This is a genomic window from Enterobacter sp. R-1.6.2 (genome assembly GCF_035064085.1).
Classification (GTDB): domain Bacteria; phylum Pseudomonadota; class Gammaproteobacteria; order Enterobacterales; family Enterobacteriaceae; genus Enterobacter; species Enterobacter asburiae_B.
Genome location: NZ_JASEYI010000006.1, coordinates 84791 through 97645, shown reverse-complemented (window position 1 = coordinate 97645; position 12855 = coordinate 84791). Strand labels below are relative to the sequence as shown.

General features: G+C 57.7%; 12 protein-coding genes and 1 riboswitch. Of the genes, 8 read left to right on the top strand and 4 right to left on the bottom strand.

Features of this window, described 5'->3' with window-relative positions:
- The first annotated feature begins 1 nt into the window (after position 1).
- The 3 genes from leuD to QMN93_RS08780 all read left to right on the top strand — a co-directional run bounded on the left by leuD (position 2) and on the right by QMN93_RS08780 (position 2348).
- Positions 2-607, top strand: coding sequence for a 3-isopropylmalate dehydratase small subunit (gene leuD / locus QMN93_RS08790; RefSeq protein ID WP_039260825.1), 606 nt, complete (start codon positions 2-4; stop codon positions 605-607).
- A 162-nt stretch (positions 608-769) separates the two neighbouring features.
- On the top strand, positions 770-1660 hold the full coding sequence (locus QMN93_RS08785) for a cation diffusion facilitator family transporter (RefSeq protein ID WP_182383043.1): 891 nt from the start codon (positions 770-772) through the stop codon (positions 1658-1660).
- A gap of 106 nt (positions 1661-1766) precedes the next feature.
- Positions 1767-2348, top strand: coding sequence for a cytochrome b/b6 domain-containing protein (locus QMN93_RS08780; RefSeq protein ID WP_064673228.1), 582 nt, complete (start codon positions 1767-1769; stop codon positions 2346-2348).
- Between the two features lie 48 nt (positions 2349-2396).
- Here the strand turns inward: QMN93_RS08780 and QMN93_RS08775 are convergent, their stop codons facing one another.
- Both QMN93_RS08775 and sgrT read right to left on the bottom strand, forming a co-directional pair.
- Positions 2397-3575, bottom strand: coding sequence for a sugar efflux transporter (locus QMN93_RS08775; protein ID WP_023310380.1), 1179 nt, complete (start codon positions 3573-3575; stop codon positions 2397-2399).
- Positions 3576-3694: 119 nt separating this feature from the next.
- The gene (gene sgrT / locus QMN93_RS08770; protein ID WP_023334488.1) at positions 3695-3847 is read right to left on the bottom strand and encodes a glucose uptake inhibitor SgrT; all 153 of its coding nucleotides are present in this window, start codon (positions 3845-3847) and stop codon (positions 3695-3697) included.
- An 88-nt stretch (positions 3848-3935) separates the two neighbouring features.
- Here sgrT and sgrR point away from each other — a divergent pair, with 88 nt between their 5' ends.
- The 4 genes from sgrR to thiQ all read left to right on the top strand — a co-directional run bounded on the left by sgrR (position 3936) and on the right by thiQ (position 9014).
- Positions 3936-5591 (top strand): HTH-type transcriptional regulator SgrR, encoded by a 1656-nt coding sequence (gene sgrR / locus QMN93_RS08765; RefSeq protein WP_193138843.1) that lies wholly within the window; start codon positions 3936-3938, stop codon positions 5589-5591.
- A gap of 36 nt (positions 5592-5627) precedes the next feature.
- Positions 5628-5728, top strand: a riboswitch (TPP riboswitch).
- 31 nt (positions 5729-5759) lie between these two features.
- Complete coding sequence (gene thiB, locus QMN93_RS08760; RefSeq protein ID WP_323618935.1) at positions 5760-6743, top strand: thiamine ABC transporter substrate binding subunit; 984 nt, start codon at positions 5760-5762, stop codon at positions 6741-6743.
- A complete protein-coding gene (thiP, locus tag QMN93_RS08755; protein ID WP_069303661.1) occupies positions 6719-8329 on the top strand; it encodes a thiamine/thiamine pyrophosphate ABC transporter permease ThiP in 1611 nt (536 codons plus the stop codon). Before thiB ends, thiP begins: the two co-directional genes overlap by 25 nt.
- Positions 8313-9014, top strand: coding sequence for a thiamine ABC transporter ATP-binding protein ThiQ (gene thiQ, locus QMN93_RS08750; protein ID WP_069303660.1), 702 nt, complete (start codon positions 8313-8315; stop codon positions 9012-9014). The genes thiP and thiQ overlap by 17 nt, the downstream gene beginning before the upstream one ends.
- 44 nt (positions 9015-9058) lie before the next feature.
- Here thiQ and QMN93_RS08745 read toward each other — a convergent pair whose 3' ends face one another.
- Complete coding sequence (locus tag QMN93_RS08745) at positions 9059-9826, bottom strand: DedA family protein (RefSeq protein ID WP_047060155.1); 768 nt, start codon at positions 9824-9826, stop codon at positions 9059-9061.
- Between the two features lie 128 nt (positions 9827-9954).
- Entirely contained in the window at positions 9955-10800 is an 846-nt protein-coding gene (gene araC, locus QMN93_RS08740; protein WP_023310373.1) for an arabinose operon transcriptional regulator AraC, read from the bottom strand.
- 337 nt (positions 10801-11137) lie between these two features.
- Between araC and araB the strand changes: the two genes are divergently transcribed.
- Positions 11138-12847 carry a ribulokinase gene (gene araB, locus QMN93_RS08735; RefSeq protein ID WP_182383042.1) on the top strand — a complete coding sequence of 570 codons (1710 nt, stop codon included), beginning with the start codon at positions 11138-11140 and terminating at the stop codon, positions 12845-12847.
- The last annotated feature ends 8 nt before the right edge of the window (positions 12848-12855 follow it).

The window sequence follows — 12855 nt, the reverse complement described above, 5'->3', positions numbered from 1 at the left end:
CATGGCAGAGAAATTTACCCAACATACGGGCCGTGTTGTCCCGCTGGACGCCGCTAACGTCGATACTGACGCTATTATTCCAAAACAGTTTCTGCAGAAAGTGACGCGTACCGGTTTCGGCGCACATCTGTTTAACGACTGGCGTTTCCTGGACGATAAGGGAGAAGTGCCTAATCCGGAATTCGTTCTGAACTTCCCGGAATATAAAGGCGCCTCCATTTTGCTGGCACGCGAAAACTTTGGCTGCGGCTCATCCCGTGAGCACGCGCCGTGGGCGCTCACCGACTACGGTTTTAAAGTGGTCATTGCCCCAAGCTTCGCGGATATTTTTTACGGTAACAGCTTCAACAACCAGCTGCTGCCCGTCACGCTGAGCGATGAACAGGTCGATGAGTTGTTCGCGCTGGTTAAGGCGAATCCGGGCATTTCGTTTGAAGTGGATCTGGAAGCAGAAGTGGTGAAAGCCGGGGATAAGACCTACAGCTTCAGCATTGATGCGTTCCGCCGTCACTGCATGCTGAACGGTCTGGACAGCATTGGTTTAACCCTCCAGCACGACGCGGCGATTGCCGCTTACGAAAACAAACAACCCGCATTTATGAAATAATCCTCCGGCCTGCAGTCCACTCTGCAGGCCGCGTTTTATCCCGAGCCCCCCCTCCTTCTGTAAATACTTCCCAAACCCAGCCAATAATGACGTTATATTTAATGTCAATTTAATGTTCCGTGCGCAAAATAATCGCTCAATCAGCTGGTAGCGGAAATAATCATGAAAAAGAAAAATGGCAATGAGTCTCATATCCGTTCTCGGGAAATACATAAATGCACATTAGTGAGCGTAATAATAAATAGTTTACTCACCGCCTTTCAGATAGTTGCAGGAATATTTTCCGGCTCACAGGGTTTAATTGCTGATGGGATTCATTCTCTTTCCGATTTATTCTCCGACTTTGTCGTTTTGATTGCGAATAAAAAGAGTCAGAAAGCTTCTGATATCGATCATCATTACGGTCATCTGCGTTTCGAAAACGGTGCAAAGCTCATTATTGGCGCTATTCTGCTGCTTGTGGGGGTCGGGATGCTCTGGTCCGCAGGCAATAAACTGCTTCACCCCGAGACGCATCAGCTGGTGAAAGGGGCCGCGCTGTGGGTGGCGATACTGGCGCTGGTGGTGAAGGAAAGCCTGTTCAGATACATGTTTGCCACGGGAAAACGTATTCAGTCCTCGCTGCTGATAGCCAATGCCTGGCATGCCCGTTCTGACGCAGCGTCGTCAGTGGTTGTCGCCATCGGCATTGCCGGGAATTTAGTGGGTTTTCACGCGATGGACCTCATTGCGGCCCTGATTGTCGGAGTATTCATCGCCCACATGGGTTACAAATTTGCTGCCGATGCCCTGCACGATCTGATGGACCGTTCGCTTGAGCCCGAGCTGGAGCACGACATCAAAACGTGTCTTCTCGCAACCGAGGGCGTCACCGGACTCCATGATTTAAAAACCCGCAAGATGGGCGATTTAGCCCTTGTCGATGTCCATCTGGAAGTGAACGGCGAATTAAGCGTAAAAGAAGGACATCAGATTGCCGTGAATGCCAGAAATAACGTGATGCAAAAATTCAATGTGCTGAACGTGATGACGCATATTGATCCTGCCCACTAACCGGAACGCATAAATACAGTGTGACGCAAGCGACCGTTAAGGTTTCGTTAATTAATCTGCGTCACACTGCATCGCATCAGCTCTCTCATTATTGAGGTAAAAAGCGATGAAACCAAATTTACGCGATACGCTTCCCCATAAAGAAACGCCTTTTCTTCGCATACTGCACATTCTTGTGGCCGTACTGGTCCTCGCCCAGATTATCAATTCTAATTTCACCGAAAGTGAAGCCCTCCACGAATCCGGGCTGAACGGAATTGTCACCTGGATCCATGTTATCTCCGGGTTTGGTTTAATTTTTTGTGGCATTGCCATGATGGCATGGATGTTAACCCAGCGCGGATTTAAGTATTACTTCGCCTGGCTGGCGCTGGATTTTCGCGGAATTGTTGACGATATTCGCACCCTCGCGCAGCGTCAGCTTCCTGACGCGCATGCCGGCGGTATGGCAGCAACGGTGCAAGGTCTGGGCGTGCTGGCGCTGCTGGGCGTTGCACTCTGCGGCGCGGCCTGGTTCGTGCTGAACGCCACGCTCGGGCCGGTTTCGTCCGTCACGGAATCCGTCTTGGATTTGCATAAATTCCTGACGGTCTTTATTGAGACATATTTCTGGGCACACGGCTTCATGGGCCTCGTTCATATGTACCTGACGCTACGCGCGCAGCGTAAATATCAGTATTCAGAATAAAACGGTTCACAGAGCCCGGCGTTCCCGGGCTCCGTTTCGCTCATCCGATCACACGTCTTTTACGCGGCAGGTCAGCAGGAGCGTCACGACGGATAGCGCCGCAATCATCCAGTAGACAGACGCATGCCCGTAGCTTTGCGCCAGCGCCCCCTGAATCACGCCCGCCAGAATCACCCCGGTTGAAATGCTGTTGGTAAAAAGCGTGGTCGCCGAGCCGGCACGACCGGGCATGAGATCCTGAAACCAGAGCATGCCGATCCCGGCAACAATCCCAATAAACACGGCGTTAAACAGCTGCAGCGCCAGCAACGCTTCCCGCGAATGGAAAAGGATCAGCCCCGCGTAGAACAGCACCCCGGCCGCCACGGCGACAATCATCATCCTGCGCTTTCCAAAGCGCTTAACGTAGTAACCCGCCAGAATCATTGCCGGAATTTCCAGCCCGGCGGCAGTTCCCATTAAGATCCCCGCAAGCTTGTCCGGCAGGCCCAGATCGCTGCTGATCCACAGCGGCATATCGATGATGTACATGGTGTTGCAGGTCCACATCAGGGTGGAGGCAATAAACAGCATGCGGACGTTTTTGTCCTGCCAGCCGCTCACCTCGGTGACAGGTTTATCCGTCGTCTGTTCGACGCGCGCCACGGACGGCAGCGCGAAGGCAATCAGCGCCAGGCTGATGACAAAAATCCCGGCGGCGATGGAAAACATGGTGGTAAAGCCGTAGTTCAACGCCAGCATGAAGGCCAGCGGCGGACCAATGACCCACGCCAGCGAAAGCTGGGCGCGCATCACCGAGCTGAACATCACCACTTCACGCGCCGAGTTATCCGCATATTCACGGGCCAGCGCGAACAGCTGCGGCATGGCGGTGTTCGCCAGTGACGCCAGCAGCACGCCGCAGGTAATGAGCGTCAGATAATGACGGTTGAAGGCAAAGAGCAGCGCGTTTCCCACGGCCATGGCGCAGCAAAAGAGGATCAGCCTGCGGCGATCGCCCTGGCTGTCCGATCGTTTCGCCAGCGCGAGGCTGACCAGGATCCCGGCAATGGCGTTAACGGTGTAAAACAGGCCGACCCAAAACGGCTGCGCCCCCACCTCGCGGCTGAGAAACAGGCTCAGCGTCGGCGCCTGCAGCGCCCCCGCCACGCCCATCATAAAGGCCACCAGCATAAAAGCGGCATACACGCCGTTCAGGCGTCGCCCCATCGTCATCAACCAGAGCATGCGCAAGTCCTTGTGAGAGCGAATCGAAATTGGGTGAATAGTAAACGAAAAAAGCCAGCAAAAACATTTTGCTGGCGGGTGATAAGCACCAATACTCAGTCACACATGATCGAGGCGAGTTAGCGGGAAGAGGTCGGTGTTGTAACGTCCCACTGCATCAATTCTTCTAACGTTTTCAGCCGTTGCTCTGCACACCGGCGGGCCAGCCAGGACGATCCTTTTGTCGCTGAAAAGTACTGCTGATAGAACTGACGTGCGGTAGACCTCTTCATAATTTACCTCCTCGCTTCATCGGGGAGAATTATTGGCCTAATATAGGGATAAATAAATTGCTGGTTTTTTGTCAGGAGTTCCCCTTTTATGCCTTCCGGTCGTCTGCAACAACAGTTTATCCGCCTCTGGCAGTGCTGCGAGGGGCAATCGCAGGAGACTACGCTCAACGAGCTGGCTGACCTGCTTAGCTGCTCCCGCCGCCATATGCGCACGCTGCTCAACACCATGCAGCAGCAGGGCTGGTTAAGCTGGGAAGCGGAGGCGGGACGCGGCAAACATTCGCGGCTGACCTTCCTCTATACCGGGCTGGCGCTGCAGCAGCAGCGCGCGGAAGATCTGCTCGAGCAGGACCGCATCGATCAGCTGGTACAGCTGGTTGGCGACAAAGCCGCCGTGCGCCAGATGCTGGTTTCCCATCTCGGCCGCAGCTTTCGTCAGGGTCGACACATTCTGCGGGTGCTCTACTACCGTCCGATGAAAAATCTGTTGCCCGGCACGGCCTTACGCCGCTCAGAAACGCATATGGCCCGGCAAATCTTCAGCGGCCTGACGCGGATAAATGAGGAAAACGGGGAACTGGAGGCGGATATCGCGCACCACTGGCAGCAGCTTTCGCCGCGCCACTGGCGCTTCTTTTTACGCCCCGGCATCCACTTTCACCACGGCCGCGAGCTGGAAATGCACGACGTCATCGCCTCCCTGGAACGTGCCCGCAGGCTACCGCTCTACTCGCATATCTCCCGCATCCACTCGCCCACGGCCTGGACGCTGGATATTGAGCTGTCGCAGCAGGATAAGTGGCTTCCCTGGCTGCTGGGCTACGTGCCGTCGATGATTTTGCCCGGCGAGTGGGAATCAATGAACAATTTTGCCAGCCTGCCGATTGGCACCGGGCCTTACTCCGTGTCCCGCAATAACAGCAATCAGCTGAAAATCCGCGCGTTCGACGACTACTTTGGCTATAGGGCGCTGATCGACGAAGTGAACGTCTGGGTATTACCGGATCTCAATGAAGACCTGAGCTGCGGGCTGACGCTGGAAGGCCCCACCACGGGAGAAAAAGCCGTGGAGAGTCGCCTCGAGGAAGGGTGTTACTATCTCCTGTTTGACCGCCGCACCCACCGTGGGGCAAACCAGGCCGTCCGCAAGTGGGTTAGCCACGTTTTGTCCCCTTCCAATCTGATTTACCATGCGGAAGAGCAGTACCAGACATACTGGTTCCCGGCGTACGGCCTGCTTCCGCGCTGGCACCACGCCCGCCCGGTGCACTGCGACAAACCCGCAGGGCTGGAGTCCATCACCCTGACCTACTACCGCGAACACGTGGAGCATCGTTTTATCGCCAGAATCATGACCCGGCTGCTGGCAGCCGAGGGGGTCACGTTAGAGGTCAGGGAAGTGGACTATGACGAATGGCATCAGGGGGAGATCGCCAGTGATATCTGGCTCAACAGCGCCAACTTTACCCTGCCGCTCGATTTTTCGCTTTTCTCGCATCTGTATGAAGTCCCGCTGATCCAGCACTGCATCGACCGTGACTGGCAGCAGGATGCCGCCCTGTGGCGCGCGGGCGAAATGAATCTTGCAGCGTGGTGCCAGCAGCTTCTGGCCGAGCAGGCGATCGTACCCTTGATCCACCACTGGCTGATGATCCAGGGCCAGCGCAGCATGCGCGGCCTGCGGATGAACACCCTGGGCTGGTTTGATTTTAAATCCGCCTGGTTTGCGCCGCCGGAGCCATAACGCTTTCGTAATATTCACCAAATCATTACAATAGCGCCGTTCTCAACGGGGTGCTGCATCACAGATGTGCGCTGAGATAATACCCGTCGAACCTGATCCGGATAACGCCGGCGAAGGGATTTGAGGCTGTCTCTCAAAATCCTTTGCCACTCAACTTTGAGGTGCAAAGTGTTAAAAAAAGTTCTCCCCCTGCTGGCGCTGTTTGCGCTGCCTGCTTTTGCGAAGCCCGTCCTGACGGTCTACACCTATGACTCCTTCTCTGCCGACTGGGGCCCTGGCCCGGTGGTTAAAAAAGCCTTCGAAGCTGACTGTAACTGCGAGCTGAAGTTCGTGGCGCTGGAAGATGGCGTATCGCTGCTCAACCGTCTGCGCATGGAAGGGAAAAACAGCAAGGCCGACGTAGTGCTCGGGCTGGATAACAACCTGCTGGAGGCCGCCTCGCAAACCAAACTGTTTGCCAAAAGCGGCGTCGCGGCAGATGCCGTTAACGTGCCGGGCGGCTGGAAAAACGACACCTTTGTGCCGTTCGACTATGGCTACTTTGCTTTTGTTTACGACAAAAATAAGCTGAAAAACCCGCCGAAGAGCCTGAAAGAACTGGTTGAGAGTGACCAGAAATGGCGCGTGATTTATGAAGATCCGCGCACCAGTACGCCAGGCCTGGGCCTGCTGCTTTGGATGCAAAAGGTTTACGGGGATAAAGCGCCGGAAGCGTGGCAGAAACTGGCCGCCATAACCGTCACCGTGACCAAGGGCTGGAGCGAAGCCTATGGCCTGTTCCTGAAAGGCGAAAGCGACCTGGTGCTGAGCTACACCACCTCTCCGGCCTACCACATTATCGCCGAGAAGAAAGATAACTATGCTGCCGCTGATTTTGCTGAAGGGCATTATCTGCAGGTGGAAGTCGCCGCGCGTACCGCCGCCAGCAAACAGCCGGAGCTGGCCGAGAAGTTCCTGAAGTTTATGGTTTCACCGGCGTTCCAGAATGCGATTCCCGCAGGCAACTGGATGTATCCGGTCACGAACGTTGCGCTGCCCGCAGGTTTCGAGCAGCTGACCAAACCAAAAACCTCGCTGGAGTTTACGCCGCAGCAGGTCGCCGCGCAGCGTGCAGCATGGGTAAGTGAATGGCAACGCGCCGTCAGCCGTTGATTCCCGGCTGGTTACTTCCCGGGCTGCTCGCCGCCACAGTGATGGTGGCGGTCAGCCTGGGGGCTTTTCTTGCACTGTGGTTCAACGCGCCAGAGAGCGACCTGCTCGCCCTCTGGCACGACAGCTACCTCTGGCACGTTATCCGTTTCTCCTTCTGGCAGGCGTCTCTCTCAGCCCTGCTGTCGGTGCTCCCGGCTATTTTTCTTGCGCGCGCCCTGTATCGCCGGCGTTTCCCCGGCAGGCTGGCACTGCTGCGCCTGTGCGCCATGACGCTGATCCTGCCCGTGCTGGTGGCGGTATTTGGCATCCTCAGCGTTTACGGTCGCCAGGGCTGGCTGGCTTCGCTGTTCGGCCAGCTTGGTCTGGAATGGTCATTCTCTCCTTACGGATTGCAGGGCATTCTGCTCGCGCACGTGTTTTTCAATATGCCGATGGCAACGCGCCTCTTCTTGCAGGCGCTGGAAAACATTCCCGGCGAACAGCGTCAGATTGCCGCCCAGCTCGGCATGCGCGGCGTTTCATTCTTCCGCTTTGTCGAATGGCCGTGGCTGCGCCGCCAGATCCCGCCCGTCGCGGCGTTAATCTTTATGCTCTGCTTTGCCAGCTTTGCCACCGTGCTGTCGCTCGGCGGCGGGCCGCAGGCCACCACCATTGAGCTGGCGATTTACCAGGCGCTGAGTTACGACTACGATCCCGGTCGCGCCGCGCTGCTGGCGATGGTGCAGATGGCGTGCTGCCTTGTGCTGGTGCTGTTGAGCCAGCGGCTGAGTAAAGCCATTCCTGCTGGCAGTAATCAAATAACCGGCTGGCGCGACCCGCAGGACAGCCTGCACAGCCGCGTTACCGATTTTATCCTGATCGCGCTGGCGCTCCTGCTTCTGCTGCCGCCGCTGATGGCCGTTATCGTTGACGGACTGAACCTCAATCTCATGTCCGTCCTGCAACAGCCCATCCTCTGGCAGGCGACCTGGACCTCGCTACGTATCGCGCTGGCGGCAGGGTTACTGTGCGTCGTGCTGACCATGATGCTGCTGTGGAGCAGCCGTGAACTCTATGCCCGGCAGGCCCAAAAGGCCGGGCAGGCGCTGGAGCTGACGGGCATGCTGATTCTGGCGATGCCGGGCATCGTACTGGCGACGGGCTTCTTTTTACTGTTCAACAGCACCGTCGGCCTGCCGGAAAGGGCCGATGGCATTGTGATTTTCACCAACGCCCTGATGGCCATTCCTTACGCGCTCAAAGTGCTGGAAAACCCGATGCGCGACGTCAACAGCCGCTACGGTTTGCTGTGCCAGTCGCTGGGCATGCAGGGCTGGCAGCGGCTGAAGGTGGTGGAACTGCGCGCGCTAAAACGTCCGCTGGCGCAGGCGCTGGCGTTTGCCTGCGTGCTGTCGATTGGGGATTTTGGCGTGGTGGCTCTCTTTGGCAATGAAGATTTCCGCACGCTGCCATACTGGCTCTATCAGCAGATCGGCTCTTATCGCAGTCAGGACGGCGCGGTCACCGCGCTGTTACTGCTGCTGCTGTGCTTTGCCTTATTTACCGTTATCGAAAAACTTCCGGGGCGTGATGTTAAAACTGACTGATGTAACCTGGCTTTACCAGCATCTGCCGATGCGCTTCACGCTCTCCGTGCGCCAGGGGGAGATAATCGCCGTGCTTGGTCCAAGCGGCGCGGGAAAAAGCACGCTGCTTAATCTGATTGCGGGTTTTCTGCAGCCGGCAAGCGGCGCGATCGTCATTAACAATCACGATCATACCCACACGCCGCCTGCAAAACGTCCGGTCTCAATGCTGTTTCAGGAAAACAACCTGTTTACCCATCTGACGGTGCGGCAAAACATCGCGCTGGGGATGCATCCGGGACTCAGGCTGAACGATGCCCAGCGCCAGAAGCTGGAGATCATTGCCGCCCAGATGGGGATCAACCAGTTCATCGACAGGCTGCCGGGCGAGCTTTCCGGCGGCCAGCGTCAGCGCGTGGCGCTGGCGCGATGTCTTGTCCGCGAGCAGCCGATCCTGCTGCTGGATGAGCCGTTCTCGGCGCTCGATCCCGCGCTGCGCCTGGAGATGCTCGCCCTGGTGCAGGACGTCTGTCAGCGCCAGCAGCTGACGATGCTGATGGTTTCACACAGTATTGAGGATGCTGCCCGCATCGCCCCGCGATCGGTGGTGATTGCCGAAGGGCGTATTTTGTGGGATGGAAAAACAGAAGAACTGCTGAGCGGTAAGGCGGGGGCGTCTTCACTGTTGGGCATTCGTGCGGTCTGATGCCCTCACCCTGGCCCTCTCCCACGGGGAGAGGGAAATCGTCGTTAACGGCTCACCACTTTCAATAAAATCTCGCCGTACACCGGCATCAGCGGGTGGCGAATCAGCGCGACCAGCGCCACCACAGCCACGCCAAGCGTCAGCGGGGCCAGCCACAAAAGGCGAGAGCGCGGAAGATAGCGCGTCAGGCGATCGACGCTGGCTTTCCCACTGCGCCACAGCCGCCAGCAGAGCCATGCCGCCAGCCACAGCAGCACAGCCGTACCCAGCAGCAGCCACTTAAACTCACCGCTTTGCATACCGTCAGGGATATCGATGGCCGCGCCGGCCAGAATCCCCGGCAGGAAGTAGAACGGCGGCCAGAAGACGCAGCCGATAATGTTCGGCACCACGAATTTCGCGACGGGCAGATCCAGCATCCCCGCCACCATCGGCACCAGCGGACGCGTTGGCCCGACAAAGCGGCCGACGAGGATGGTAAACATGCTGTGCTGATGCAGCGCATGCTCGGTTTTATCCAGCAAGGCTTTGTTCTTTTTCATGAACGACCAGCGGTGCAGCGGCTTCTTAAAGCGCCAGCCCAGCCAGAAGGAGATCCAGTCGCCGAGCAGGCAGCCGATAATCCCGGCCAGCCACGCCTGCCAGAAATTAACCTCGCCGCTGCCAATCAGCGCCCCAAGCCCTGCCATCATCACGGTGCCGGGCAGGATCAGCCCAACCAGCGCCAGCGATTCCAGAAACGCCACCAGCGCCACGGCGATGAGCGAGTACATAACGGACTGGGTAATAAAGTGTTCCAGCAATGCCTGCATAACTATTCCGGTCAGAAAACGAATCAGCGATTCTGCTTAGCGCCCCGCACCGCGTCAAGGCAACAATTGTCTGAATAGTTTACAGGTTGCTTTCTGCATTCACCTGTTTGTTTATCTTTTTTTACCGTTTATTCACATCCCGCGCGGAATTCGCTCGGGCTGGCGCCGGTGCATTTTTTAAATACCCGGGAGAAATAGAGCTGATCCTCAAAGCCCACGTTGCGTCCGACGGTGGCAATCGGCATCCGGGTGGTGCTGAGCAGCAGCTTTGCCTGGCTGATGCGCTGATCCTCGCGCCAGCTCAATACGCTGACGCCCAGCTGCTGGCGGAACAGATGCGACAGACGCGACGGCGACAGGCAGACGTGCTGAGCAACGCTGGCGATATCAAACTGGCTATCGGCCAGGTGATCGCTGATGTACTGGCAGGCGTCGCGCACGCGGTTGTCCAGCGGGGGATTAAGCGACTCGTTAATCGCCTCCATCCGTCGCAGCAGCAGCTGTTCAAGCAGGTTAATCGCCAGCAGTTCGGCGTAGCGACCACCGGCCTGTCCCGCCTCGATAATCTGCGCAAAAAGCTCGCGAAACTGCGCCAGATGAACCTCATCCGGGCGATAAAAACCGGTATGCGCAAAAATGGCGGGCCACGAAAGCCACTCCTGCCAGTAGGCGCGCGGACGGAAATAGACCCACTGGTGATACCACTCTTTGGCATCCGGATGACGGCCATAGTGGTGGATCTCCCCCGGCGGGAACAACAGGATATCGCCGGGGCGGCAGACAAACTGCTGGTCGCCGTTCTTGATGATCCCTTCTCCTCGCACGGTCAGGTTGAGGATATACCCTTTCATGCCGAGCGGTCGGTCGACGTAAAAGTCGAGGTATCCCTCAGCCTCGATAGGGGTCAGTCCCGCCACAAGGTGCGCGTTAAACGAGTATCCCGGCAGCAGGGGATCGTTTTGCGTTTCGGCCATAGATTCAGTTCTCCCAAGGGTCCTGAAGGAAACCAATTGTCCATATCACTAAAAGCAGCTTTAAAATGGCCCGCGAAAAGATCCAAAAAGCATCACGCCGCTTTTACGTCCGCCATGTTTCAGCCTTTCCCCCTGATTTCTCCGCCAGAGCAGGCAGATAACCAGTAACAAAAGTGTCTATAAGTGCGGCAGAAATGTCCACATTGAATATTTGCACGGCGTCACACTTTCCGTTGTAACAGCAATTTAGTCCATAAGATTAGCGGATCCTGCCTGACGACTTTTTTCCCCAGTCTCTAATGTTCTTCCATACCTGTTTTTTCGATGGAGCAACACCATGGCAATTGCGATTGGCCTCGATTTTGGCAGCGATTCGGTTCGCGCGCTGGCAGTGGACTGTACGTCCGGCCAGGAGATAGCAACCAGCGTTGAGTGGTACCCGCGCTGGCAAGAGGGGCGCTACTGTGATGCGCCGAACAACCAGTTCCGTCACCACCCGCGTGACTATATCGAGTCGATGGAAGCGGCGATCAAAACCGTCCTTGCCGAACTGACTGACGCCCAGCGGGCTGAGATTGTCGGAATTGGCGTCGACAGCACCGGCTCCACGCCTGCTCCTGTCGATGCCGAAGGCCGCGTGCTGGCGCTGCGCCCGGAGTTTGCCGACAACCCGAACGCCATGTTCGTGCTGTGGAAAGACCACACCGCCGTAGAAGAGGCCGAAGCCATTACGCGCCTGTGCCACCAGCCGGGCAAAACAGACTACTCGCGCTACATCGGCGGGATTTATTCCAGCGAATGGTTCTGGGCCAAGATCCTCCACGTCACCCGTGCCGACGCAGCCGTTGCGCAGGCTGCGGCGTCATGGGTTGAGCTGTGCGACTGGGTGCCTGCCCTGCTCTCCGGCACCACTCGCCCGCAGGATATCCGCCGCGGCCGCTGCAGCGCCGGGCATAAATCCCTGTGGCACGAAAGCTGGGGCGGCCTGCCTCCGGCCACGTTCTTCGATGAGCTCGACCCGATCCTCAACAAGAGCCTGACGTACCCGCTGTTTACCGACACCTTTACCGCCGATATTCCGGTCGGCACCCTCTGCGAAGAGTGGGCGACGCGCCTCGGCCTGCCTCAGAACGTGGCCATCTCCGGCGGCGCCTTTGACTGCCATATGGGCGCCGTGGGCGCGGGGGCACAGCCAAACACGCTGGTCAAAGTCATCGGGACTTCAACCTGCGACATCCTGACGGCGGATAAAGCCACCGTTGGCGACCGCGCGGTGAAAGGCATCTGCGGCCAGGTTGACGGCAGCGTGGTGCCGGACTTCATCGGTCTTGAAGCCGGTCAGTCCGCGTTTGGCGATATCTACGCCTGGTTTGGTCGCGTGCTCGGCTGGCCGCTGGACCAGCTGGCGGCGGCACATCCTGAACTAAAAACCCAGATAGCCGACAGCAAAAAGCAGCTTCTGCCGCAGCTCACCGAAGCCTGGGCAAAAAATCCGTCTCTCGATCACCTGCCGGTGGTGCTGGACTGGTTTAACGGCCGCCGCACGCCGTTTGCCAACCAGCGTCTGAAAGGGGTGATCGCGGATCTCAACCTGGCGACCGACGCCCCTGCGCTGTTCGGCGGTCTGATTGCCGCAACGGCCTTCGGTGCCCGCGCCATTATGGAGTGCTTCACCGGGCAGGGCATCGACGTGAACAACGTGATGGCGCTGGGCGGCATCGCCCGTAAAAACCCGGTGATCATGCAGGCCTGCTGCGACGTGCTGAACCGTCCGCTGCAGATTGTGGCCTCCGATCAGTGCTGCGCGCTGGGCGCGGCGATTTTCGCCGCCGTGGCTGCGGGCGTGCATGTCGACATTCCGACCGCGCAGAAGCATATGGCGAGCGCCGTCGAAAACACGCTTCAGCCGCGTGCCCAGCAGGCGCAACGCTTTGAACAGCTTTATCAGCGCTACCAGCAATGGGCAAAAAGCGCCGAACTTCACTATCTCCCTGTCGCCGCCCCGGCCAAAAGCACCGCGGACACTACGGCAACCCTGACCCATTAAGGACACGA

What these genes read in the sequence shown, in the direction of transcription:
- leuD (WP_039260825.1), top strand. Translation starts at nt 2, where the DNA reads ATGGCAGAGAAATTTACCCAACATACGGGCCGTGTTGTCCCGCTGGAC.
- QMN93_RS08785 (WP_182383043.1), top strand. Translation starts at nt 770, where the DNA reads ATGAAAAAGAAAAATGGCAATGAGTCTCATATCCGTTCTCGGGAAATA.
- QMN93_RS08780 (WP_064673228.1), top strand. Translation starts at nt 1,767, where the DNA reads ATGAAACCAAATTTACGCGATACGCTTCCCCATAAAGAAACGCCTTTT.
- QMN93_RS08775 (WP_023310380.1), bottom strand. Translation starts at nt 3,575, where the DNA reads ATGCTCTGGTTGATGACGATGGGGCGACGCCTGAACGGCGTGTATGCC.
- sgrT (WP_023334488.1), bottom strand. Translation starts at nt 3,847, where the DNA reads ATGAAGAGGTCTACCGCACGTCAGTTCTATCAGCAGTACTTTTCAGCG.
- sgrR (WP_193138843.1), top strand. Translation starts at nt 3,936, where the DNA reads ATGCCTTCCGGTCGTCTGCAACAACAGTTTATCCGCCTCTGGCAGTGC.
- thiP (WP_069303661.1), top strand. Translation starts at nt 6,719, where the DNA reads ATGGCAACGCGCCGTCAGCCGTTGATTCCCGGCTGGTTACTTCCCGGG.
- thiQ (WP_069303660.1), top strand. Translation starts at nt 8,313, where the DNA reads ATGTTAAAACTGACTGATGTAACCTGGCTTTACCAGCATCTGCCGATG.
- QMN93_RS08745 (WP_047060155.1), bottom strand. Translation starts at nt 9,826, where the DNA reads ATGCAGGCATTGCTGGAACACTTTATTACCCAGTCCGTTATGTACTCG.
- araC (WP_023310373.1), bottom strand. Translation starts at nt 10,800, where the DNA reads ATGGCCGAAACGCAAAACGATCCCCTGCTGCCGGGATACTCGTTTAAC.
- araB (WP_182383042.1), top strand. Translation starts at nt 11,138, where the DNA reads ATGGCAATTGCGATTGGCCTCGATTTTGGCAGCGATTCGGTTCGCGCG.